The organism is Nereida sp. MMG025, from assembly GCF_021654165.1.
Taxonomy (GTDB): Bacteria; Pseudomonadota; Alphaproteobacteria; order Rhodobacterales; family Rhodobacteraceae; genus Nereida.
This window is the reverse complement of the sequence record NZ_JAKFZN010000010.1, coordinates 24576-48915: the sequence shown is the minus strand read 5'-3', so window position 1 is coordinate 48915 and position 24340 is coordinate 24576. Positions and strand designations below refer to the sequence as shown.

General features: G+C 57.0%; 23 protein-coding genes. 16 read left to right on the top strand and 7 right to left on the bottom strand.

What is annotated here, in order from left to right:
- Positions 1-966: transketolase C-terminal domain-containing protein (locus tag L1065_RS14815; RefSeq protein ID WP_305082565.1), on the top strand; the 966-nt coding region annotated here is incomplete at its 5' end.
- On the opposite strand, the gene idi is transcribed toward L1065_RS14815, so the two are convergent.
- The 6 genes from idi to L1065_RS14785 are packed head-to-tail and all read right to left on the bottom strand — an operon-like array spanning position 967 to position 7166.
- The gene (idi, locus tag L1065_RS14810; protein WP_237096287.1) at positions 967-1491 is read right to left on the bottom strand and encodes an isopentenyl-diphosphate Delta-isomerase; all 525 of its coding nucleotides are present in this window, start codon (positions 1489-1491) and stop codon (positions 967-969) included.
- Positions 1492-1502: 11 nt separating this feature from the next.
- On the bottom strand, positions 1503-2678 hold the full coding sequence (locus L1065_RS14805; RefSeq protein ID WP_237096283.1) for a geranylgeranyl diphosphate reductase: 1176 nt from the start codon (positions 2676-2678) through the stop codon (positions 1503-1505).
- A gap of 3 nt (positions 2679-2681) precedes the next feature.
- A complete protein-coding gene (locus tag L1065_RS14800; protein WP_237096282.1) occupies positions 2682-3962 on the bottom strand; it encodes a BCD family MFS transporter in 1281 nt (426 codons plus the stop codon).
- Positions 3959-4867 (bottom strand): chlorophyll synthase ChlG, encoded by a 909-nt coding sequence (chlG, locus tag L1065_RS14795; protein ID WP_237096281.1) that lies wholly within the window; start codon positions 4865-4867, stop codon positions 3959-3961. Before chlG ends, L1065_RS14800 begins: the two co-directional genes overlap by 4 nt.
- 41 nt (positions 4868-4908) lie before the next feature.
- Positions 4909-6327 carry a transcriptional regulator PpsR gene (gene ppsR / locus L1065_RS14790; protein WP_237096286.1) on the bottom strand — a complete coding sequence of 473 codons (1419 nt, stop codon included), beginning with the start codon at positions 6325-6327 and terminating at the stop codon, positions 4909-4911.
- A 41-nt stretch (positions 6328-6368) separates the two neighbouring features.
- Positions 6369-7166, bottom strand: coding sequence for a B12-binding domain-containing protein (locus L1065_RS14785; RefSeq protein ID WP_237096280.1), 798 nt, complete (start codon positions 7164-7166; stop codon positions 6369-6371).
- A gap of 292 nt (positions 7167-7458) precedes the next feature.
- Here L1065_RS14785 and bchF point away from each other — a divergent pair, with 292 nt between their 5' ends.
- The 15 genes from bchF to L1065_RS14710 all read left to right on the top strand — a co-directional run bounded on the left by bchF (position 7459) and on the right by L1065_RS14710 (position 23279).
- A complete protein-coding gene (gene bchF / locus L1065_RS14780) occupies positions 7459-7959 on the top strand; it encodes a 2-vinyl bacteriochlorophyllide hydratase (RefSeq protein WP_237096279.1) in 501 nt (166 codons plus the stop codon).
- A complete protein-coding gene (locus tag L1065_RS14775; RefSeq protein WP_237096278.1) occupies positions 7956-9224 on the top strand; it encodes a ferredoxin:protochlorophyllide reductase (ATP-dependent) subunit N in 1269 nt (422 codons plus the stop codon). The genes bchF and L1065_RS14775 overlap by 4 nt, the downstream gene beginning before the upstream one ends.
- Positions 9221-10756: a ferredoxin:protochlorophyllide reductase (ATP-dependent) subunit B gene (gene bchB, locus L1065_RS14770; protein ID WP_237096277.1), complete on the top strand. Its 1536-nt coding sequence runs from the start codon at positions 9221-9223 to the stop codon at positions 10754-10756. Before L1065_RS14775 ends, bchB begins: the two co-directional genes overlap by 4 nt.
- Positions 10746-14288, top strand: coding sequence for a magnesium chelatase subunit H (locus tag L1065_RS14765; protein WP_237096276.1), 3543 nt, complete (start codon positions 10746-10748; stop codon positions 14286-14288). The genes bchB and L1065_RS14765 overlap by 11 nt, the downstream gene beginning before the upstream one ends.
- 22 nt (positions 14289-14310) lie before the next feature.
- The gene (bchL, locus tag L1065_RS14760) at positions 14311-15207 is read left to right on the top strand and encodes a ferredoxin:protochlorophyllide reductase (ATP-dependent) iron-sulfur ATP-binding protein (RefSeq protein WP_237096275.1); all 897 of its coding nucleotides are present in this window, start codon (positions 14311-14313) and stop codon (positions 15205-15207) included.
- Between the two features lie 4 nt (positions 15208-15211).
- Entirely contained in the window at positions 15212-15877 is a 666-nt protein-coding gene (bchM, locus tag L1065_RS14755) for a magnesium protoporphyrin IX methyltransferase (RefSeq protein ID WP_237096274.1), read from the top strand.
- Positions 15874-17301 carry a PucC family protein gene (locus tag L1065_RS14750; RefSeq protein WP_237096273.1) on the top strand — a complete coding sequence of 476 codons (1428 nt, stop codon included), beginning with the start codon at positions 15874-15876 and terminating at the stop codon, positions 17299-17301. The genes bchM and L1065_RS14750 overlap by 4 nt, the downstream gene beginning before the upstream one ends.
- Positions 17302-17321: 20 nt before the next feature.
- Complete coding sequence (gene puhA, locus L1065_RS14745; RefSeq protein WP_237096272.1) at positions 17322-18092, top strand: photosynthetic reaction center subunit H; 771 nt, start codon at positions 17322-17324, stop codon at positions 18090-18092.
- Between the two features lie 36 nt (positions 18093-18128).
- Positions 18129-18770: a photosynthetic complex putative assembly protein PuhB gene (puhB, locus tag L1065_RS14740; protein ID WP_237096271.1), complete on the top strand. Its 642-nt coding sequence runs from the start codon at positions 18129-18131 to the stop codon at positions 18768-18770.
- Positions 18771-18776: 6 nt separating this feature from the next.
- Entirely contained in the window at positions 18777-19268 is a 492-nt protein-coding gene (gene puhC / locus L1065_RS14735; RefSeq protein ID WP_237096270.1) for a photosynthetic complex assembly protein PuhC, read from the top strand.
- 1 nt (position 19269) lies between these two features.
- A complete protein-coding gene (locus tag L1065_RS14730; RefSeq protein ID WP_237096269.1) occupies positions 19270-19566 on the top strand; it encodes a hypothetical protein in 297 nt (98 codons plus the stop codon).
- Positions 19567-19634: 68 nt separating this feature from the next.
- Positions 19635-20684: a magnesium-protoporphyrin IX monomethyl ester (oxidative) cyclase gene (acsF, locus tag L1065_RS14725; protein ID WP_237096285.1), complete on the top strand. Its 1050-nt coding sequence runs from the start codon at positions 19635-19637 to the stop codon at positions 20682-20684.
- The gene (gene puhE, locus L1065_RS14720; protein ID WP_237096268.1) at positions 20684-21499 is read left to right on the top strand and encodes a putative photosynthetic complex assembly protein PuhE; all 816 of its coding nucleotides are present in this window, start codon (positions 20684-20686) and stop codon (positions 21497-21499) included. The genes acsF and puhE overlap by 1 nt, the downstream gene beginning before the upstream one ends.
- On the top strand, positions 21489-22718 hold the full coding sequence (gene hemA / locus L1065_RS14715) for a 5-aminolevulinate synthase (RefSeq protein WP_237096267.1): 1230 nt from the start codon (positions 21489-21491) through the stop codon (positions 22716-22718). Before puhE ends, hemA begins: the two co-directional genes overlap by 11 nt.
- Before the next feature lie 90 nt (positions 22719-22808).
- Positions 22809-23279: a cytochrome c family protein gene (locus L1065_RS14710; RefSeq protein ID WP_237096266.1), complete on the top strand. Its 471-nt coding sequence runs from the start codon at positions 22809-22811 to the stop codon at positions 23277-23279.
- Between the two features lie 68 nt (positions 23280-23347).
- Here the strand turns inward: L1065_RS14710 and L1065_RS14705 are convergent, their stop codons facing one another.
- The gene (locus tag L1065_RS14705) at positions 23348-24028 is read right to left on the bottom strand and encodes a hypothetical protein (protein ID WP_237096265.1); all 681 of its coding nucleotides are present in this window, start codon (positions 24026-24028) and stop codon (positions 23348-23350) included.
- Positions 24029-24340 lie beyond the last annotated feature (312 nt).

The window sequence follows — 24340 nt, the reverse complement described above, 5'->3', positions numbered from 1 at the left end:
ACGCCCAATGCCCCAAGCTATACCAAGGTGTTTGGCGAAACGCTGACACAACTTGCCGAAGCCGATCCTAAAATCGTCTCTGTTACTGCGGCAATGCCCGGTGGCACGGGGCTTGATCTGATGCAAAAACGCTTCCCGAAACGGGTGTTTGACGTTGGTATCGCTGAACAACATGGCGTCACATTTGCGGCAGGTCTTGCCGCATCCGGGCTGCGGCCGTTCTGTGCGATCTATTCCAGTTTTTTGCAGCGCGGTTACGATCAGGTGGCCCATGACGTTGCCTTGCAAAACCTGCCCGTGCGCTTTGCGATTGACCGTGCTGGTCTTGTGGGCGCCGATGGCCCGACACACGCAGGTGCGTTTGACATTGGCTTCATGGCGACCCTGCCGAACATGACGGTGATGGCCGCCGCGGATGAGGCAGAGCTAAAGCATATGGTTGCCACGGCTGCCGCCTATGACGATGGGCCCATTGCGTTCCGCTACCCACGCGGCGAAGGCACAGGGGTGAACATGCCGGAGGCAAAGATTCTGCAAATTGGCAAAGGGCGTATTGTGCGCGAAGGCGACGATGTGGCGCTTTTGTCGTTTGGTGCGCATCTGGGCGAATGTCTGGAAGCAGCACAGCAGTTGGAAACCATGGGCATCACTTGCACGGTCGCTGACGCACGCTTTGCCAAACCGCTGGATACGCGCCTGATTCATCAACTGGCGCGTCATCATAAGGCGCTGGTTACAGTAGAGCAGGGCGCACAAGGCGGCTTTGGGGCGCTGGTTTTGCACGAACTTGCCAATATCGGCGCATTTGATCGCGGACTTTCGGTGCGCACCATGACCCTGCCTGACCGCTTCATTGATCAGGCCAGCCCTGCGGCCATGTATGCAGACGCAGGCCTGACAGCCGTGGATATTGCCGCAACAGCCGCGCAAGCGGCCGGCAAGGTCAGATCATTCGGGAAAGTGTGATTAAAGCGATTTGGCGAAAATACGGTCGCGAAATTCATCCATATAGATCTTGAGCCACGGCGTGTATCGCGCTGTGTTGCTCTCAAGATCAGCCGCAAGATCGTCCATCTCGACCCAAGTAATATCCATCACTTCGGCTGGATTAGGGTCGATATTTAGGGTGTCATCGACGTGTCCGACAAAAACATCAACCACTTCATGCTCGATCAAGCCTTGGAATACATCGGCGCGGTATTCGACTTGGTCGGCAAAACTTACGGACGCATCCGTAATCCCAAGCTCTTCTTGCAAACGACGGACGGCGCAATCGGCGCTATCTTCGTTCCAATCAGGGTGGGTGCAGCAGGTGTTCGCCCACAGACCAGGCGTGTGGTATTTAACCATCGCCCGTTGCTGCAGCAGCACCTTGGTGCCTTTCATCAAAAAGACAGAAATCGCTTTGTGCTTCAGCCCGCGCTGATGCACCTCCAACTTCTCAACAGGGGTCAACACCCCGTCGACCCAAGCGGGGATCATGCTGTCCAAGCCTAAATCCTTCATGTGCGCAGCGGGCTAACGATGCCTGCCAGATGGGCAATGTTCTTAATGCCGATCTTGATGTGCGCCAAGGGGCGTTTGCTGACCAGCTTTTTGTTCATATAGGCCTCAAACGTCAGGCGCTGCACATCAACGTCGTGACACAGGCTGACAAACCGTTCACGGCGCTCGTCGCTTTTGTAATAGGCGTCCTGCATCGCACCGAGTATTTTGAACACGGCCTTATGCTCTTTCATAAAGAGTTTGCGGGCCAGTTGCAGATCGCTGATGCGACCTGATGCCAGCGCCGCAGTCGCCGCTGTTGCCGCAGCGCGGCCACCTGCCATTGCGTAAAAGATACCTTCGCCCGAGGACGGCGCCACAACACCAGCAGCATCCCCCGCCAGAACAACATCCTTGCCGTTGTCCCATTTATCTAGCGGTTTCAGAGGGATAGGGGCACCTTCTTTTCGGATCGTTTTGCAATCGGTCAAACCAGATGCCGCCCGCAGATCGGCGGTGGCTTTCTTCAGGTCAATTCCGTCGATACCTGTGCCCATGCCCACGCTGGCCGATTTGCCGTGCGGAAAGACCCACCCGTAAAAATCGGGGCTGATGACACCATCATAGATGACATCGCAGCGCATAGGGTCATAGACCTCATTGGCGGCGGGGGCTTCGATAATCTCGTGATAGGCGATGACATAGGGGATGGTATCGCCGCCCGGCACCTCGGCGCGGGCCACATCAGATCGCGCACCATCCGCACCGATGATCAGCTTGGTTTCCAGTGCGCGTTCCTCGCGGCTTTCCTTGTCACGGTAAATAATCTTGGTGGTGCCGCTGCGTTCAATCCGCAGGAAGGTGCCGGTAAAGCGTTCGGCACCGGCATCGGCGGCACGACACCGCAGGAATTCGTCGAAATGCTCACGATCGACCATGCCGACATAGCCGTTCTCGATCGGAATATCGACTTTGCGGTTGGTGGGGCTGATCATGCGGGCGGTGTTGATCTTGGCCACAATCTGTTCATCAGGGATATGAAAATCCGAGATCAGGCGCGGGGGCACAGCACCGCCGCAGGGTTTGATCCTTCCCGCACGATCCAGCATTGCAACTTTCACACCCGAACGGGCAAGATCTTCGGCCGCGGTCGCACCCGACGGGCCACCGCCAACAACAACAACATCAAACATAGTCTATTCTCCCGGAACGAGGTGAGCGTCAGCGACGACGCGGTTTTCCATGATGCGCGCGGCCATCACGGCAGCGGCGATAAACAGGGCGGCTTCCGCAAGAAAGACGGCACCAAAAGCGGTTGGGTCAGGCAAGGACTGACGCAAAATATCAACACTGGCTGCACCGATCAGGCCGCCAAACCCTGCGGCAATCGCTTGCGCGGCGCCCCATAAGCCCATGCGCGTGCCTTCGCGTGCTGATCGGCCATCGCTGGCCAGCGCCATCATTGATCCGATGGCCGCAACGGCAAACATGCCATTAAACAGACCCAAACCCACCACAACCGGCATCAATGGGGCGGCTGCGTTTTGGCCAATAACAGTGATTATGGTAAGCATTGCAGCAGACCCGAGGCATCCGCCGACCACCCAGTGGCGCAGCTCGCCCAGTTTGAAACCCGTGCAAGCGATGCCCACAATCACCATACCCAAAAAGACACCACCGTTTTGTGCACCAGATAAGCTGGTGGACTGACCTGGCGTGAACCCAAAGACCAGCCCGGCATAAGGTTCAAGGATCAGCTCTTGCATGAAGTAGGCGGTCATCGACAGAAACACGAAGATGGTAAAAACCCGTGCTTTGCGTTCTGCCCAGACCTCGCGCAGCCCTTCGACAAAGCCCATATCATCGGCTTGCGGCGTGAGGCTTAGTCCACGTTCAACGCGGAAAGTTGCGATCAAGGTCAAAAGAACAGCGCCGATTGTGACGGTGCCAACAATTTTCAGAAGCAGTTGCGGTGTATAAGGGTCTAAAAATGCACCTACCGTGCCAGCGGTGACGGCAATTCCGAAGATCATCATCAACCATGTGATCGTCGCGGCAGCGGCCCGCCTGCGCGGTGCCGTGGCCGTTGCCAACAAGGCCAACAGCGATGTCCCAGAGGCCCCAACGCCCACGCCAATCAAGGCGTAGGCAATGATGGACACGATAAGCCCAAGACGCGCAGAGCCTTCCATCAAAACCACACCATACGCCGCCCCGAAGCCCCCCATCGCAAGGGCAATCATACCCAAGATGATCCAGCGCGTGCGGTTGCCGCCTTTGTCACTGACAAAGCCCCAATTGGGTCGCGTGATCTGGATGCCGTAGTGCAGCGCCACAAGGAGACCGGGCAGAACAGCAGGCAAAGCAAGCTCAACCACCATAAGACGGTTAAGAGTAGACGTGGTTAGAACGACAATCGCCCCGAGACAAGTTTGCACCAGCCCCAAACGGAAGATGGAAAACCATGAAAGGGTCATAGGCCCGCCCCCAAAGATCGAATGGCAAAAGCAGCGATCATCATGCCGCTGACATAAAGCGTGACACCTGTGCCGTTATACCAAGGCGCGCGGCCCTTGGGATCGGTCAAAAGGGTGCGCATCGCCCAGAATTGCAAAAGCAGAACCGCAAGGACGCCAAGCGCGTGAAGCGGGCGGTCCCAAAGTGCGAGTAAGATAATCACTACCATTTGCGGCACAGCCATAACGATACACGCCAGCTTTGCCGCGGCCTCGGGGCCCATTGTGACGGGCAGCGAATTGACGCCCATCTGGCGGTCACCTTCCAAGGCTTTGAAATCATTGAGTGTCATGATGCCATGTGCGCCAAGAGCATATAAAAGCGCGACGATCAAAACGTAAGAGGACGGCGCACCCGCCGCCAGCACCGCAGCCCCTGTGATCCACGGCAACCCTTCGTAGGACAGGCCAACCAGACCGGGCCCCCACCAGCCCGAGCGTTTGAGGCGGATAGGTTCGGCAGAATACGCCCAAGCCGCAGCGACCCCGACGATGGTGGCGCCAAACCCCCAAGGACCAAGCTGATAGCCGACAATGAGCGAAAGCACCGACATGGCCAAAGCGATCCAAAGCCCCCACATGCCCGGAATTCGACCAGATGGGATGGGGCGATCAGGTTCATTTATGGCATCCACATGACGGTCACACCAATCATTGGCTGCCTGCGACATGCCACAAACGATAGGCCCTGCCAGCAAAACGCCCAAGATGACAACGTCCCACTGTCCCCGCGGGGACACCCCGGCAGATACCGCGCCGCAAAGATACGCCCACATCGGTGGGAACCACGTGATCGGCTTGATCAGGCGGAGCATAGCTCGAGGTTCGGGCAAGGAGCGGGAATGGCTAGTTTCACTGACACTCATGTGTCAACTAAACATTACACTCGCTGAGTCTTCAAGTGAAATCAGCTATCGGCGTTCTTGGCGAGCAGACCATATTTGCGCAATTTCACATAAAGTGACTGACGCGACAGACCCAACATTTCAGCCGCTGCAACGCGGTTGTTGTGGGTCAGCTCAACAGCTGTTTCGATGCATAATTTCTCAACAACATCAGTGGTTTCCGCCACGATATCCTTTAGAGTTGCATTGCCCACAAGCTCCATCACCGAGCGCACTGAATCGTCATTTACCGTGCCATTTGGCTTGCGAACAGCCTCAACACGGCTGGCATCACGGATGACAAAAACAAAACTTGGATGCGAGCGATCTTGCAAATGTGTCACAGAAATTTCGACCGACATCTGGTTGTCAAAGGCACTATTCAGCTTGGTCGCATACATCCGCATCTGACCTGCACGTGCGGCGTTTTCCAAAAGAACCTTTTGATCCACCATCCCACGCGACAGGAAATCCGCCAACGGGCGGCCTTTGACATTGGTTACGTGACCGACATCCGCCAAATTCAAAAAGCTTTCGTTTGCCGCGCGGATCATCCCGTTAAGGTCTGTGAACACAATAGCGTCCACGCCTTCCTGGTAGAGCGCGGACAAATCTTCGGTCAATTGATCGCTGACGCGTTCCTGATCATCTGGATGCTCGATCCGGCAGAGCAACAAACGCTCGCCTGCTGCACGGAACAGGCTTGGGCTGACGGTCAAGCGCGCTTTGGTTTTGCGCACAATCAGTTCGATTGTTTTTGACCCTTCGGCAATCGCTGTATTGGTCAAAGCCTCAAGAAACTCGCCACGTCTGCGGCCATCAAAGACCTGTGCGACAGCCGCTTCCAGCAATTCCTTGCGCGGCGCACCAAGCAAGGCTGCAGCAGGTTTGTTCAGATCCACAATCCGCCCCGAGGCCACATTCAAAAAGACCATCGCCTCGCGCGACGCATCCATCAAAACGCGGTAGCGCGTATCAAAATCGCGCTGTAGTTCATAATCCTGCTCAATCGCAATCTGCGTTTTCACAAGCTGCTGCTGCATTTCGGCAATTGGGCGCAAATCGCGACCAAGCATCAAAAGCGCACCGTCAGGGCCAATACGGTGCAGGGAATAACTAATCGGAAATTCGAGGTTTTTGTCGGTGTGGTTCAGCTCAATGGATCCGGTGGCGCCATCTTCACTTTCGACAAACGCCGCCAGCTTTGCATCCAGCTTTGGCACGCTTTCCACGGTCAAGAAATCCCGCAGGTTGCGGCCTTCCCAATGCTCCACATGTCCGAAAGACTTATGATCTGGCTTAACCAAAACGGAAAGAACGTCACCCTGCTCAGAAATCACGACGCCAATGTCGGATGCAGATGCAATGATCCCGCCCAGAACATCGGGGCCGATGAGCGGGATGGACCCACCCGTCCAATATTTCTGTCCACGTGAGGTCATAACAGGCGCATTCTGGATCGGTGTGTCATCCACTGCATCCTCTATTCCCTGCTCGAATTCGCGGGCTCGGCGCGATCTGATATTGTCAGACCGCATGAAAGAAGCGCCTTGATCGGGTCGTTTTCAACATGGTCAGCTCCGGTCAGTGACTTCACATCTACTTGCTCATTTGCCACAGGGCCGCCGATCAAAATCGGCAAAGCGTCGCCTGCAACCTTTCGAATATGTAAAACGAATTGTCGCATAACTTCAAGACGTTCGCCCGAAGATAGCGAGACCATCACGGCATCAAAATCGACCTGTTCGACAAGCGCGGCCACCTCGGCGACGGGGCGGTCCATGATCAATTTTACCGAAACACCGTTGCGGCGCAATTTGCGTGCCGTAACCATCGCACCCAAAGTGTGATATTCGCCCTCTGGCACAACCATCAAAACAACTGGAGACTTACCCACTTTCATAGCAGAAAGGAGCTCTGCTTCGGGCATCAGATCACGCAACATGCCCTGCAGCCGTGCCACTCCGATGGTGACATCTGCGAAACTGACCTGATCGGTGCACCATCTTTCACCCAAAACGCGTGCGGCACTGGGAATGTAGGTTTCACAAATATCCGTAGCCGACAGCCCAAGCTGCATCGCTTCGGCCACCCACATCTTTCGGGCATTCGGATCAAAATCACCGACAGCCATACAAAGGCTCAGCACAAAATCTGCACGCGCATCGCTTTGTGCATCAGGCTTGCTACTTCGTGTAACGGCAAGCGTGCGCAGCACGCGTTCGGCAAGGGAGTCAACATCCTCGCTCCGTGATTTTCGCATTTCGTTATTGTCCGACATAGATACGATCCCTTCGACCGATCTGCTCAGTTTCCCACCGCGACTCGCTCAAGCAGCTTTGCGACCCTTATAAATTCCTACCACATGTCTAATGTAATTGACACTTTTATAATTTCAACGGATCCGCGCGGGATAAAGCTGGCGTGCAACGGTAATAAACGTGGCACGCTCGCGCTGCCAGTCAGCGACGCGACACATATCCAAGGTGTAAATTTCCAAGTGTAAGTTTTAGTTGACACTTTGGGTTCAAAAGCGCACCCTCTGTCAACACCGCTTGTCAGGGAGTCGGTCAATGTCTGCGCCAAAATCGCACAAAAAACCGGCTACCGGTTTGTATACACCAGATCAACGCATCCGCCGCGATCAAACCAAATGGACCCTTGTTCAGGGTTTGTTGGCACCCTTTCAATTTGTGGTGTTTTTGATCTCTGTCGCGTTGGTGCTTCGGTACCTGGGGACAGGCGAAGGCTATTTGGCTGCAACCCTCTCGATCATCGCAAAAACAGTTGTTTTATACACCATTATGGTGACCGGCGCGATCTGGGAAAAAGTGGTTTTCGGCCAGTATCTGTTTGCTCCGGCTTTCTTTTGGGAAGACGTGGTGAGCTTTGCAGTTATCGCGCTGCACACCTTTTATCTATGGGCATTGTGGACAGGTGCGCTGTCCGCACCCGCCCAAATGTGGGTCGCTTTGGCCGCATATGCCATCTACGTCATCAACGCAGCTCAGTTCATCTGGAAGCTGCGCATGGCCCGCTTGCAAAGCAACGCCAGCCAAGAGGTTCTTGCATGAACGATCATACCCCCATCACCACAGGATGCCGTGAAACCCCCGTTTTGAAAGAGCGTGGACAGCGCGAAGTATTCTGCGGGCTGACAGGTATTATCTGGCTTCACCGCAAAATGCAGGACGCGTTCTTTCTGGTCGTCGGCAGCCGCACTTGCGCGCATTTATTGCAATCTGCCGCGGGTGTTATGATCTTTGCCGAACCCCGTTTCGGCACTGCGATTCTCGAAGAAAAAGACCTCGCTGGTCTGGCTGATGCCCACACAGAACTTGACCGCGAAGTTGCAAAACTTCTGTCACGTCGTCCTGACATCAAGCAATTGTTCCTTGTTGGGTCATGCCCCTCGGAGGTGATCAAACTTGATCTGGCGCGCGCAGCCGAGCGTTTGACAGTCGATCATGCCCCGCACGTCCGCGTGCTGAATTATTCAGGTTCGGGGATCGAGACAACATTCACCCAAGGTGAAGACGCCTGTCTTGCCTCTATGGTGCCGGTGTTGCCCGAAACCGACGCACGTGAATTGCTGCTGGTTGGGGCCTTGCCAGATGTGGTTGAGGATCAAGCGATTGATCTGCTGACACAGATGGGCATCGGCCCTATCCGCACATTGCCCGCCGCACGCGCGGCCGACGAAGTCGGTATTGGCGGCAATACCGTTTTTGCACTGCTTCAACCCTTCTTGGGCGATACGCATGCCGCGCTTGAACGGCGCGGCGCACGTCACATCCCTGCCCCCTTCCCCTTTGGCGAGGCTGGCACGACCGCTTGGCTGCGGGCGGTTGCGCTGGAATTTGGTGTGGATGAAGCAACGTTTGAACGCGTCACCGCCGCCCCGCGCGCCCGTGCTTTGAAGGCCATCGCCGCCCAATCGGCCGAGCTGCAAGGCAAGTCGGTTTTCTTTTTCCCCGACAGCCAGTTGGAAGTGCCGCTTGCGCGTTTTCTCACCCGTGAATGCGGGATGACGGCCGTCGAAGTCGGCACGCCGTATCTTCATACCAGACTGGTCGGTCCGGATCTTGATCTGATTGAACAGGGCCCCACGATTTCAGAAGGCCAGGACGTTGATCTGCAGCTGGACCGCTGCCGCGCCGCCCGCCCTGATATCACCGTGTGCGGTCTTGGCCTTGCCAATCCGCTCGAGGCCGAAGGCCTGACAACAAAGTGGGCGATCGAGTTGGTGTTCACGCCCGTGCATTTTTACGAACAAGCCAGCGACCTGGCCGGATTGTTTAGCCGCCCCGTGCGCCGCCGCGAGGTGCTATCGCTATGAAATTGACTGTCTGGACATACGAAGGCCCGCCCCATGTTGGCGCGATGCGCGTTGCCACTGGCATGAAAGGCCTGCACTACGTATTGCACGCCCCCCAAGGCGACACCTATGCCGATCTGCTTTTCACCATGATCGAGCGGCGCAATCATCGCCCGCCTGTCACCTACACCACGTTCCAAGCACGTGATCTGGGCAGTGACACAGCGCATCTGTTCAAAGACGCCTGCCAAGAGGCCTATGACCGTTTCAAACCCGAAGCGATCATTGTCGGCGCCTCGTGCACCGCCGAACTTATTCAGGACGACCCCGCAGGTCTGGCCGAAACGATGGGTCTGCCCTGCCCTGTCATTCCGCTGGAATTGCCCTCTTATTCGCGCAAGGAAAACTTTGGCGCCGACGAGACATTTTTCCAGATCGTCCGCGCCCTTGCCAAACCGATGGATCGGTCAGAGCGCGTCAGCGTGAACATCCTTGGCGGCACGGCTTTGGGCTTTCGTCACCGCGACGACATTCAGGAAATCACTGCCCTTCTTTATGATCTGGGAATTGAGGTGAATGTCGCAGCCCCACTGGATGCGACCCCGTCTGACATCACCCGCATGGGGGCCGCCCATTTCAACGTGTTGCTGTATCCTGAAACGGGTGAAGCGGCCGCGCGCTGGTGCGAGAAAAACCTGAACCAACCCTATACCAAAGTCATTCCGCTTGGCACAAATGCCACCCGTGACTTTATCAAAGAAGTCTGCGATCTGGCGGGAATAGAGCCTGAAATCGATGAAAGCCGCCTGCGCATGCCGTGGTGGTCCCGTTCGGTCGACAGCACCTATCTGACAGGCAAACGTGTCTTTATCTTCGGCGATGGCAGCCATGTGAAAACGGCCACGCGCATCGCACGCGAAGAGATGGGCTTCGAAGTGGCTGGCATCGGGTGTTACAACCGCGAATTCGCCCGCGACATCCGCGCCTTGGGCAAAGAGATCGGCGTCGAGGCGCTCATCACTGATGACTATCTGGAAGTCGAGCAAACCATTGAGGCGCTTCAACCCGAGATGATCCTTGGCACCCAGATGGAACGCCATATTGGTAAACGCCTCGGCATTCCTTGCGCGGTGATTTCGGCGCCCGTGCATGTGCAGGACTTTCCCGCACGCTATTCACCCCAGATGGGGTTTGAGGGCGCAAACGTCATTTTTGATACGTGGATTCACCCGCTTGTCATGGGGCTGGAAGAGCACTTGTTGCATATGTTCCGTGATGACTTTGAATTCCACGACGCCGCAGGGCCAAGCCACCACGGCGGCCACGCGCCCAAACCAATGGATCGCCCCGAAGAAACAGTTGTTGAAACACCCGCGCCCGAGGGCAGCGACGTGATGGTGTGGCTGGTCGACGCGGAAAAAGAGCTCAAGAAAATCCCTTTCTTTGTGCGCGGCAAAGCCAAACGCAACACCGAGAAATTCGCAGCAGATCAAGGCGTTACAGAAATTTCTGTCGATACGCTTTATGAAGCAAAGGCCCATTATGCGCGATAGCGCGATCATCCCTTACCGCGTGACAATCATCACGCTGGACCGCCACGCGGGTGGGTCGGTCGTGCGTGCGATGCCATCTTTGCAAGCCGATTTCCCTGGTCTGGAAGTCAGTGTGCACGCAGCCGCAGAATGGGGCGAAAACCCTGCGGCCCTGGCCGATGCGCGCCAGTCGGTGGATCATGCTGATATCATCATCGGCAACCTTATTTTCCTTGAAGACCAGATCAACGCGATCCTGCCCAACATGCAGGCGCGGCGCGCGGCCTGCGACGCTTTTGTGGGTGTCATCGCCGATCCTTCAATCGTTAATTTAACCAAGATGGGCGACGTTGATCTGTCCAAGCCTGCCTCTGGCGCGATGGCGATCTTGAAAAAGCTGAAGCCAAAGACAAAGAAAACCAGCAGCGGTGAAGGGCAGATGAAAATTCTGCGCCGCTTGCCGAAAATCCTCAAATTCATTCCGGGCAAGGCCCAAGATCTGCGGGCCTATTTCCTGTCCATGCAATATTGGCTTGGCGGTTCGGACGCGAATATCGAACAGATGGTTCGTTTTTTGGTGTCGCGGTATTCCAAGAACCGCGGTTGGAACCAGATCGAAGCCGCCGCTCCGATTGATTATCCAGAGGTCGGCCTCTACCACCCCGATCTGACGGGCACAAAAATCGTGACAAACACAGCAGAATTGCCCGATTTCAAGGGCCGCGCCACCGTCGGCGTGCTCATGCTGCGCAGCTATATTCTGTCAGGCGACTGCGCCCATTACGACCATGTTATTCATACACTCGAGGCCAAAGGCCTGAACGTGATTGCAGGGTTTGCAGGCGGTCTTGATGGGCGTCCCGCGATTGAGCAATTCATGCAAGGTCAGGTTGATGCGCTGGTGTCCCTGACCGGTTTCAGCCTTGTGGGCGGGCCTGCTTATAACGATAGCTCTGCCGCCATTGAGGTGCTGAGCGAGCTGAATGTGCCCTACATCGCCGCCCATCCGCTTGAGTTTCAAACCCTTGCGCAATGGGCTGGCAGTGAACAGGGCCTTGGGCCTGTTGAAACGACAATGCTGATCGCACTGCCCGAGATTGACGGCGCAACAAACCCCACTGTTTTTGCAGGACGTCACAGCGAAGATGGGTGCCACGGTTGCCAACACCAATGCCCGCAGACAGCGCATGCCAAATCCATGGCCCCCTGTGTCGAACGCATCGACAGCTTGGCTGAAAAAGTGGTGCGCTTGGCCGAGCTGCGCCGCAAAGAGAATGCTACCAAGAAAGTGGGCGTGGTGCTTTTCGGATTTCCGCCCAATGCAGGCGCTGTGGGCACGGCCGCTTATCTGAGTGTTTTTGAAAGCCTGTTCAACACATTGCATCAGATGAAGCGGGACGGATATGACGTTGATGTCCCAAGCGACGTCGATGCGCTGCGTGCAGCGGTCCTCAAGGGCAACGCGGCGCAATACGGCCAAGAGGCCAATGTCGCCGATACCGTCAGCGCCGATCATATCGTGGCCAATACGCCCCCGCTTTCAGCCATCGAAAGCGTGTGGGGCCCTGCCCCCGGCCGCATCCAGTCCGACGGTCGCGGCGTGTTCATCCTTGGGGCGCATTTCGGCAACGTCTTTGTCGGCGTGCAGCCGACCTTCGGGTATGAGGGCGACCCGATGCGATTGCTCTTTGAAAAGGGCTTTGCGCCGACCCATGCCTTTACCCAATTCTATATGTGGCTGCGCAACACCTACCGCGCCGATGTTCTGTTGCACTTCGGCATGCATGGCGCGCTTGAATTCATGCCGGGCAAACAGGCGGGTCTTGGCGCTCGCGACTGGCCGGATCGCCTGATTGGCGAGATGCCGAATGTGTATCTTTACGCCTCTAACAACCCGTCAGAGGCGACCTTGGCCAAACGCCGCGCCAATGCCGTCACGATCACGCACCTCACACCACCCTTGGCGCGATCGGGTCTGTATAAAGGCCTGTCCGAGCTGAAAGATACGCTAACGCGCTACCGTGCGACGCAACCCAATGACCCGATCCGCGCTGATCTGGAACAGCTGATCAAAGATCAAGCCAATGTCGTCGATATGAACGGTCGCAACCCTGAAACGCTGTGGCTCAAACTTCTGGAAACCGAGGACGCGCTGATCCCCGATGGTCTGCACGTTGTTGGCCGCCCGATGAGCGACGCCGCCCGCCACGACCAGCTTGCCGTAATGGCCGATCAGTCGCCCGAAGCACGTGAAAAGGTCGACGCGCTGTTGCAGGAACAAACCGAATTACCAGCGCTGATGCGTGCGCTTTCGGGCCATTACATCGCGCCTGTGCCGGGTGGCGATCTGATCCGCAGCCCCGAAGTGCTGCCCACGGGCCGCAACATTCACGCGTTTGACCCGTTCCGCATGCCCACCGCCTTTGCGCTGCGCGACGGCGCAAAACAGGCCCAGGTTCTGCTGGATGCCCAAGACACACTCCCGCGCACAGTCGCGCTTGTCCTTTGGGGCAGCGACAACATCAAATCCGATGGCGGGCCGATTGCCCAAGCCCTTGCCTTGATGGGCTGCGCGCCGCGCTTTGACGGTTACGGGCGTCTGTGTGGCGCCGACCTGATCGCGCTTGAAAAACTGGGCCGCCCGCGGATCGACGTTGTGATGACCCTTTCGGGTATTTTCCGCGATTTGCTGCCGTTGCAAACCAAGATGCTGGCCGAAGCTGCGCAGAAATGTGCCTTGGCCGATGAACCCACGGCGCAAAATTTTATCCGCGCCCACGCGTTGGCCGTAGCCGAGCAACTTGGCATAGATATTGAAACCGCTGCACTGCGCGTCTTTTCAAATGCCGAAGGCGCCTATGGTAGCAATGTCAATCAACTGGTCGACAGCTCCAGCTTTGAAAACGAAGACGAGCTGGCAGATGCCTATCAGGCGCGCAAATCTTTCGCATACGGCACCGATGGAAAAGCCAGCGCCCATGCCGCTTTGTTGCAAGCGCAGCTGAAGGACGTGGACGTCGCTTATCAAAACCTTGAAAGCGTCGAACTGGGCGTCACGACGGTTGATCACTATTTCGACACGCTTGGTGGCATTGCCCGCGCCGTAAAACGCGCCAAGGGCGGGCAGGAACCTGCCGTATTCATTGGCGATCAGACGATGGGCAACGCACAGGTGCGCACCTTGCAAGACCAAGTCGCGCTGGAAACACGCAGCCGCAGCCTGAACCCCAAGTGGTTCGAAAGCATGCTGCAACACGGCCACGAAGGCGTGCGCCAGATCGAAGCGCAAGTGACCAACACGATGGGCTGGTCGGCCACGACAGGCCAGGTTGACGAATGGGTCTATCAACGCCTGTCCGAGACCTTTGTGCTGGACGAAGCGATGCGTCAGCGCCTCGCTGATCTGAACCCCCAAGCATCGGTGCGCATGGCGAACCGTCTGCTGGAAGCAAGTGATAGAAACTACTGGACCCCCGACGCTCAGACGCTTGAGGCGCTGCAAGACGCCGCCGATGCGCTCGAGGATCAAATGGAAGGAATTGCGGCCGAATAGGTCCGCATTGTGGAGAATTCAAATGGCATTAGACAGAACACCCCCGATCCTCAAAGGCCAAGACGGCGAAGGCTCGGTGCAGGTCCATCAGGACGAAAGTGCCAAGATCGAAGGGGCCAAGGTCTTTTCGGTCTATGGCAAAGGTGGCATCGGCAAATCGACCACCTCGTCGAACCTGTCGGCGGCCTTTTCCATGCTTGGCAAACGCGTGCTGCAAATCGGCTGCGACCCCAAGCACGACAGCACATTCACCCTGACGGGATCGCTGGTCCCGACCGTGATCGACATCCTCAAGGATGTGGATTTCCACTCGGAAGAATTGCGCCCCGAAGATTTCGTTTTTGACGGCTTTAACGGTGTAAAATGTGTTGAGGCCGGCGGCCCGCCTGCGGGCACCGGATGCGGCGGTTACGTGGTTGGCCAGACGGTCAAACTGCTCAAACAGCACCATATGCTGGAAGACACTGATGTGGTGATCTTTGACGTCTTGGGCGATGTGGTGTGCGGTGGTTTTGCCGCCCCGCTTCAACACGCCGACCGCGCGCTGATCGTCACAGCCAACGACTTTGACAGTATCTACGCGATGAACCGCATTATCGCCGCGGTCCAAGCCAAATCTGCCAACTACAAAGTGCGTTTGGCAGGCTGTGTGGCAAACCGAAGCCGCGAAACCGATGAGGTGGATCGCTACTGCAAAACCGTCGGTTTCAACCGCATCGCGCATATGCCCGATCTGGATGCCATCCGCCGCTCGCGTCTCAAGAAAAAGACCCTCTTTGAAATGCCTGACGACGAAGAAATCGTGCAGGTGCGCAAAGAATACATCCGCCTTGCCGAAACGCTGTGGAACGGGACCGAACCTTTGGCGCCTGCCCCCCTGCCTGACCGCGAAATCTTTGAACTGCTTGGATTTGACTAGACCCATGCCCGCCTACGACCAAACCCTCACGCGCGTCGAAACCTATTTCGACAAGACCGCGACCCAGACATGGGAGCGTCTGACCTCTGACGCGCCCGTGTCAAAGGTGCGCGAAACCGTGCGCAAGGGCCGTGACGAGATGCGCGCCACCATGCTGGACACGCTTGGCGATGTGCGCGGCAAACGCATCTTGGATGCGGGGTGTGGGGCGGGGCAAATGACGCATGAGCTGGCGCTGCGCGGGGCTGAAGTGGTCGCTGTCGATATCTCGCCTTCGCTGGTAGATATCGCGCGCAAACGCTTGCCTGATAATCTACACCACCAAGTAACATTTGGCAGCGGTGATATGTTGTCCCCAGACTTGGGCGAATTTGACCATGTGGTCGCCATGGACAGCCTGATTTACTACACCGCGCCCGATATCGGCAGCGCCGTTTCAACCCTGTTTCAGCGAACAAGCGGCAAAATTGTCTTTACCGTTGCCCCGCGTACACCGTTTTTAATGACCTTCTTTACAGCTGGTAAACTCTTTCCGCGCAGCGATCGCAGCCCCGTGATGATCCCCCATGCGCCCAAGCGGCTGGCGGGTCACATCGACGGGGATTTGCGCAGCGTCAAACGCGTCTCAAGCGGCTTTTACATCTCTGAATGTCTGGAGGCCGTGCAATGACCGACCAGCCAAAACAACGCGCCATCGGGCAACTGCCAATGTCGTGGCTGCCCTTTGCCGATGCAGCCAGCGAAGGCCTGCCGCTGCGCCAGCTTTTGCGCCTGTCGCTCTTTCAGGTCAGCGTTGGCATGGCGTCGGTCCTTCTGCTTGGCACCTTGAACCGTGTGATGATCGTAGAGCTGAGCGTGCCTGCTATGATCGTCGCGATCATGATTGCGCTGCCTGTTCTGTCTGCACCGTTCCGCGCCCTTCTGGGCTTCCGCTCTGACACACACCAAAGCGCGCTTGGCTGGAAACGTATCCCCTATCTGTGGTTCGGCTCGCTGTGGCAGTTCGGCGGCTTGGCCGTGATGCCTTTTGCCCTTCTGGGCCTTGGCACCTACCAGATCATCGGCCCGTCTTGGGCGGGCGAAGTGCTGGCGGGCATTGCCTTCCTGATGACAGGCGTTGGCATGCATATGACACAAACCGCGGGGCTGGCCCTTGCCGCCGATCGCGCCACCGAAGAAACCCGGCCACGCGTGGTTGCTCTGCTCTATGTGATGTTCCTTTTGGGCATGCTTGTCAGCGCAGTGATCGTGGGCTTTTTGTTGCGCGATTTCACACCGCTATGGCTGGTGCGCGTGGTGCAATCCTGCGCGGTTGTCACGCTGGCATTGAACCTTGTGGCGCTGTGGAAACAGGAAATCCTGATCCCCAAAACACACCAAGAACGCGCGGCACCGCGCCCGATGTTCCGCGATGCTTGGGCCGATTTCACCGCAGGTGGTCAAGCCGGCCGCCTGATCGTTGTCGTCTTTCTGGGAACCATGGCCTTCAACATGCAAGACGTGCTGCTGGAACCATATGGCGGCGAAGTCATGGGCCTGTCGGTCTCGGCCACCACGCTGTTGACCGCAACATGGGCCATCGGCGCACTTGTGGGCTTTGCCTTGGCCGCCAAATGGCTGGCGCGCGGGATCAACACCCATTGGATGGCGGCACGTGGCCTGCTGGTGGGGCTTGCGGCCTTCTGCGCTGTCATCTTTTCGGCCCCAATGGGGTCAAACGCACTTTTTTATATAGGAAGCGCAGCAATTGGGCTTGGGGGCGGATTGTTTTCCGTCGCTACGCTGACCGCTGCCATGACCTTACCAAATGCAGGCCGCGGCCTTGCACTTGGGGCTTGGGGCGCCGCGCAAGCGACCGCCGCAGGCCTGTCGATCGCTATCGGGGGCACTGTCCGCGATGTGGTCAACACAGCCGCACTCAACGGGAACTTAGGAGAGGCGCTCGCCACGCCGTCAACGGGTTACTCGGTCGTTTACCACACCGAGATCGCCCTCATTTTTGTCACGCTCATCGCCTTGGGGCCCCTTGTGCGACGCGGGACACAGACCAACAGGGAAGGTCGTCAGCTTGGTCTGGCTGACTTCCCGACCTGACTTAATAAAGGAGACCTGATATGGTTGACGCATTCTTTGGTAACTTCGATTTGGCGAGCTTGAGCATCTGGCTTTTCTGGGGCTTTTTCGCCATCCTCATCTACTATCTTCAGACAGAAAACATGCGCGAAGGCTATCCGCTGGAAACGGACGACGGCAATGTCGCACCGAACCAAGGCCCCTTCCCCGTGCCTTCGCCCAAAACCTTCAAGCTGCCCCACGGCCGCGGTGACGTGACAGTGCCTGGCCCTGATCGCCAAGCGCGCACCGATCTTGCGCTGGAAGCCACAAGCCCGTCAAACGGCTCGCCTTTCGTGCCAACGGGTGACCCAATGGTCGATGGCGTTGGTCCTGCATCCTGGGCGGCACGTGCCGATCACCCAGAACTTGACGGCAAAGGCCACCCCAAGATCCAGCCAATGGCAAATCTTGGTGGGTTCCGCGTTGCCGCAGGTCGCGACCCGCGCGGTTTGCCCGTTATGATGGGTGATGGCGTGGTTGTCGGTAAGGTCACAGATATGTGGCTGGACGAACCCGAACAACTGGTCCGTTTCTTCGAGTACGAAGTGGACGCAGAGTTCGGCGGCGGCAAAAAGCTGGTCGCGCGTGAAATGGCGCGGATCAACTCGAACCACCTCAAAATCAAATCGATCTATTCCAAACACGTGGCCAATGTTCCGACAACCAAGACGGACACACAGATCACGCTTTTGGAAGAAGAAAAGATCATGGCCTACTACGGCGGCGGCGTTCTTTACGCTGACGAAAGCCGCCTAGAGCCACAACTGTAAACCCTTAACGACGCATAAACGGAAAGGGCTCTAGCCATGCCCCATGATCACGACGACTTTGCGGTAGAACCCATCAAGGGTCTGCCTGAACTGCCCCCCGAGGGCGAAGAAATTCTCTGGCAAGGGCGCCCCAACTGGTGGGCCCTGGCCAAGGAAAGCCTTTCGCTTAAATGGGTCGCTGCCTACTTTGTGTTTCTTGCACTTTGGCGGTTCGTCGCGGTCATGGATCTGATGCCCCTTTCGCGTGCCATCCAGACCAGTGTCCCGTTTCTGGTCTTGGGCGCGATTGCGATCGCTTTGCTGGTGCTGATTGCCTACGTGCAAGCCCGCGCCACGGTTTACACAATCACCAACCGCCGCGTTGCCATGCGCATCGGGGCGGCCCTGACCATGACGCTGAACCTGCCGTATCAGTGGATCGGCAATGCAAATCTGGACCTGCGCAAATCAGGCACAGGCACCATCGCATTGCAGACCACCGGATCGACCAAACTCAGCTACGTAATGTGTTGGCCCCATGTTCGCCCTTGGCGCATGGCCCGCACGGAACCTGCGCTCCGCTGCATCCCTGACGCCGCCAATGTCGCTCAGATATTGGCTGCCGCAGCGGAGACGCGGGTTTCACAAGCCCCGCAAATTCAACGTGCCGCGTCACCCGACGCTGTCGCAGCGGAGTAACGTATCATGGCGATTAATTCGAACTTCCTGAGCGAAGAAGAAAAGCTGGTCCAGCGCGACAAAGAGATGATCCCCCGCAAGCTGGTGATGGCCATGTTTGGCATGGCCCTTGCTGTTCTGGCCATCGTTGCCTTTGCGCGGATCGCGGGCATTGATCCGTCCGCCCAACCCCCTGCGAGCCCTGTCAAGGCCGAGCAGTTGATCACGCTGAAAGGCGAAATGTCAGGCGCGGTCATCGTTGGCCGGCCCGATGGAACAATCATTGCTGAACTGAGCGCCGAAGAAGGCGGTTTTGTCAGCGGTGTCGCCCGTGTTGTGGAACGCGAGCGGATGAAACAAGGCATCGACATGACGCACCCTGTGCGCCTGATGCAATTCGAAAACAACCGCCTGATGGTCGTGGATGACCAGACAGGCTGGCGCGCCGACCTCATGGGGTTCGGGGCAACCAACCACGCAGCCTTCGCCAAGCTGCTTGCCAAATCCGGGAGCCAGTAACATGGGACTACTTACACGAACGCGCGAAAGCGCCCCTTGCACGGTGACAATCAGTCACCGCTTTGAGGAGCTTTCCGCCCACGTCAAATTCAATAACGGGGCCAAGATCTATGCAGGCGACAGCGTGCTGGTCGAAGGCGCCGAAATCATGGCGCCCTACGGCGAGATCGTGCGCGAAGACCGCACCGCAATCATCACCCGCGCCAGCGGGCTTGAACGCGCATGGACACGCCTGACAGGCGATCTTGAGTTCATGGAACTTTGTGAATTTTCATTTTCAGAGGAGGTCACGCTATGAACGTCCAGACCCCAGAAGCCCTCAATGGTCACGCCTCAGGCACAGCTTTGCACGGCACCAACGAGGAAATGACATCCGAAAAAGCCACAGATGTGGCCATGCAGGACACGCTGCTGACGCCGCGCTTTTATACCACCGATTTCGAAGAGCTTGACGCGATCAACGTCGAAACCGTGCGCGAAGATTGGGACAAGCTGATCGCCGGCATGGTCGCCGACCCCAACAAGGGCCACTTCAAGAAAAACGAAGACTGGGACACCGTTGATTGGGACGGGATGGAGCCTGCCTTGAAAAAGGAATTTATCGACTTCCTGATTTCGAGCTGCACCGCCGAGTTTTCGGGCTGCGTGCTTTACAAGGAAATGAAGCGTCGTGGCTCAAACAAGGACATCACGCAACTGTTCCAGCTTATGGCCCGCGATGAGGCGCGCCACGCAGGGTTCATCAATGATGCGCTGCGCGAAGCGGGGATCTCGGTGAACCTTGGGTTCCTGACCCAACAAAAGAAATACACGTATTTCCGCCCCAAGTTCATCTACTACGCGACCTATCTCTCCGAGAAAATCGGCTACGCGCGGTATATCACCATCTTCCGCCATCTGGATGCCAATCCGGAATACCGCTTCCACCCGATTTTCAAATGGTTCGAAGAATGGTGCAATGACGAGTTCTCGCATGGCGAGGCCTTTGCCCTTTTGATGAAAACAGACCCTAACCTGACCCAAAGCTGGCAAAACAAGCTGTGGATCAAGTTCTTCCTGACTGCCGTTTACGGCACGATGTGGGTGCGCGATCATCAGCGCCCTGTGTTCCACGAGGCGCTTGGCGTCGATGTGACATGGTATGGGATGGAGGTGTTCCGCAAGACATCCGAAATCTCCAAACAGGTCTATCCTTTCACGCTGGATATTGATCACCCGCGGTTCCGCAAAGGTCTTGATCGTTTGCAGGACGCCAATGTGGTCATCGCCGAAGGCAAGCGCCAAGGCGGGATCATGGGCAAGTTGAAAACATGGGCCGGCACCGCGCGTGCAGGGGCTGCGTTCTTCAGCCTTTACACCATCCCTGTTGTGCACAATGACGTGCCCGACAGCCCGATGATGGCACCAGCCTACTGATGCTTCATAATCCCTGGATAGCAACCCTAGCGGCCTTGTTCCTGTGGTGGTTTTCCACAGGCGCCATTCTGATGGTCGTGAAACGGGCTGACCGCGCAGGTGGTCAGGCCCATAGGTGCGCTGTTCTTTGGGGGCTACCCTTCTTGGTCCTCGGTGCGGCGGGGTTTTATACCTCGCTCTCCGATGCCTCTGTCGCGGGTCCCTACATCGGGTTTCTGTCTGCGCTGGCCATTTGGGGCTGGATTGAACTGGCCTTTCTGACAGGCACAATCACAGGGCCAAACACCCATGTCCTGCCCGAAAAAGGCGTTGCCGAATGGGAGCGCTTTATCCGCGCATGGGGCACTGTGGCCTATCACGAAATGCTGCTGACGGCCGTATTGTTCATCTTGATCTTCACAGCCCAAGGGGCGGAAAACCAATTTGGGCTGTGGTCCTATATCGTGCTCTATTTCGCGCGTATTTCAGCCAAGCTGAACCTGTTTTTGGGTGTGCCCAAGATCAACACGGAATTTCTGCCCAATCCACTGGCCCATTTACCAAGCCACTTCCGCCACGCGCGGTTGAACTGGCTTTTCCCATTCTCTGTGACGGCGCTGACCTTCGCCGTGGCCTGCTGGCTTGAACGGCTTTATGCCGTTTCAACACCAAGCCAGACCGCAGGCTTTGCCCTGCTCACCGCGATCACCGCTCTGGCGCTGCTCGAACACTGGCTGATGGTTCTGCCGCTGCCTGACGAAAAACTCTGGCGATGGATGCTGCCATCTTCGCCCGACAAGACAACGACGACTAAGGGACTGCAACATGACGTTTGACGCACTTTTCAACGCCCAGATTGACCAGCTGAAAGAGGACGGGAACTACCGCGTCTTTGCACAGCTAGAACGCCAGACCGGCAGTTTTCCCCGCGCCAAGGAGTACGGGCAGGCCGAACATGGCCAGAACTCGGCACGCGATGTCACCATCTGGTGCTCCAACGATTACCTTGGCATGGGCCACCACCCCGATGTGATCGCCGCCATGACGCGCACCGCTGAAACCTGCGGCACAGGCGCGGGCGGCACGCGCAACATCTCTGGCAACGCCATTCACCACCTCGCCCTCGAAAACGAGCTGGCGGATCTGCACGGCAAGGAAAGTGCGCTGCTCTTTACCTCTGGCTATGTCAGCAACTGGGCGGCGCTGTCCACGCTTGGCGCGCGCCTTCCCAATGCGGTGATCCTGTCGGACGAAGGCAACCATGCTTCCATGATCGAAGGCATCCGCCACTCCAAGGCCCAGAAAGTGATCTGGAAACACAATGACGTTGCTGACCTTGATGCCAAGCTGGCCGCCCTGCCCGCCAATACCACAAAAATCGTGGCATTTGAATCCGTCTACTCCATGGACGGCGACATCTGCCCCATGCGCGAGATTATCGAAGTGGCCGAAAAGCACGGCGCCATGACCTATCTTGATGAGGTCCACGCCGTTGGCATGTATGGCCCGCGCGGTGGCGGCATTTCCGAGCGCGAAGGGCTGGCCGATCGCATCACCTTGATCGAAGGCACACTTGGCAAAGCCTACGGCGTCGTGGGCGGTTATATCACTGGCTCCGAGGCGCTATGTGATTTCATCCGCTCCTTTGCCAGTGGGTTTATCTTTACCACCGCCCTGCCCCCCGCTGTGGCAGCCGCCGCACAAACCAGCATCGCCCATCTCAAAGGATCCTCGGTTGAGCGCGAAGGGCAACAAGCCCAAGTCGCCCGCCTGCGCCAAAAGCTGGACGCCGCAGGCATCCCGCATCTGATGAATGACAGCCACATCATCCCCGTGATGATCAAAGACCCCGTCAAAACACGCCAGATTGCGGATATGCTGATGGAACAATTCGGAATTTACGTCCAACCCATCAACTACCCCACGGTGCCCAAAGGCACCGAACGTCTGCGCTTTACGCCAGGCCCATGTCACACCGATACAGACATCGATCATCTGGTGAGTGCGCTCAAAACCCTATGGCAGCAATGCGCAATCGCCCATGCGGTCGCGTGATATTGAATAACAAAGGGAACTTCTGTCCTTTACGAACCGTTGAGAACCGTTATCTATACGTCAACGCGCTTAATAGACTGGAGAAAAGTTATGAAACGCACTCTAATTGCTTTGGCCACGTTGGGCCTGACAACAGCTCCTGCATTCGCAGAAGGCCACGCATCTGGTGATGTTGCCGAAGGTGAAAAAGCCTTCAAACAGTGTATCGCTTGCCACGTTGTCGTGAACGCTGACGGTGAAACACTGGCTGGCCGCAAAGCCAAAACAGGTCCAAACCTTTACACAATGGTCGGCGGTCAAGCTGGCGTTGTTGATGGGTTCCGCTATTCGTCGTCCATGGTGGAAGCTGGCGAAGCCGGCCTTGTATGGGACGAAGCCGCATTTGTGGCCTATGTTCAGGATCCAACAGGATACCTGCGTGAATTCCTCGACGATTCAGGCGCACGCGGTAAGATGTCTTACAAGGTCCGCAAAGAAGAAGACGCGGTGAACCTTTACGCCTACCTTGCCTCGATCGGTGCACAGCCAGAGGCGATGGAAGAAGAAGCGACCACAAACTAATCGCTTTCTTTTCTCATGGAAAAGAAAAGGCCGCACCCGTCAGGGCGCGGCCTTTTTTCTTGGTGTCATCACACAACCAACACAACATCCGATACGGTGTCGTCAACAGATTGGCAGGCCGCAACCACACGGGGCCACAGATGCGTCTGTACATAAGCTGCATGAAAGCGCGTTGGCGCACGCAGGGTCAAACGCCCCCCTGCCCGCTCAACCCGCTCAAGCGCGCGCAGCCACGACCCATAGCTGGCCGCGTCCTCTGCGTGCAGAACACCCTGGGCCAAAGCCCATTCTGTCCCGGCGCTCAGATCAGGGGGCGGCAAGCTGCCTTTCACCTGAAGCGGCACGACCTTATCGGGGACCTCCACACCTTCCATTCGCAGCGCATAGTCGGGGCCAACGGCCTCCCACCTGTCACGCGTGGTCTCTTTGATCCGGTCCAGATCAAGACCGTATTCCGTCACCCGCCCACGTGCACCCTGACGGCGCACAACAAGCCAGCCCATCGCACGCAGCTTGGCCATCTCTCGCTTGACGGTGCGGGTGTCCACGTCCCACATGCGGGCGATCTCAACCTGCCCGACACACAGCTCGTCACGGCCCCAATTATACCGCGCCACAACAAGCGTCATAAACCGCAAGATCAGTCGTTGCTCATGTTTGTCACGCGCCAGTGCGTAGGCGCCCATCGCTGTCAGAAGATCATATTTGATGACGGACGCACTGCGCCCCACGGGTTTCAACGAAACCATAATTGCCCTCGATATTTCTGCCTGCGATAGATGACAGGCGATGCCTCAACCCAGTCTCTTTTGTATCGGACTGGTATTTTTATGGGCCGCCAACTCAACGCTATTCGCAAACCCTGCGTTGATTTGCGTCCTGAACGCCGATTCTGTCAAGGACCGTTTCAAAAGGGCGGCTGAATTGTCTCAAAATAAAAAGAAATCTGGTATGAATTGGTATAGGGGGACAGTCAGGATGACCCCCATTAGTGCTCTTTTGTCCCCCAATATGTAGCGGTCGCCGTCTGGGTGTCCCCCTTCTTTTGGGCGTGTCCCCGC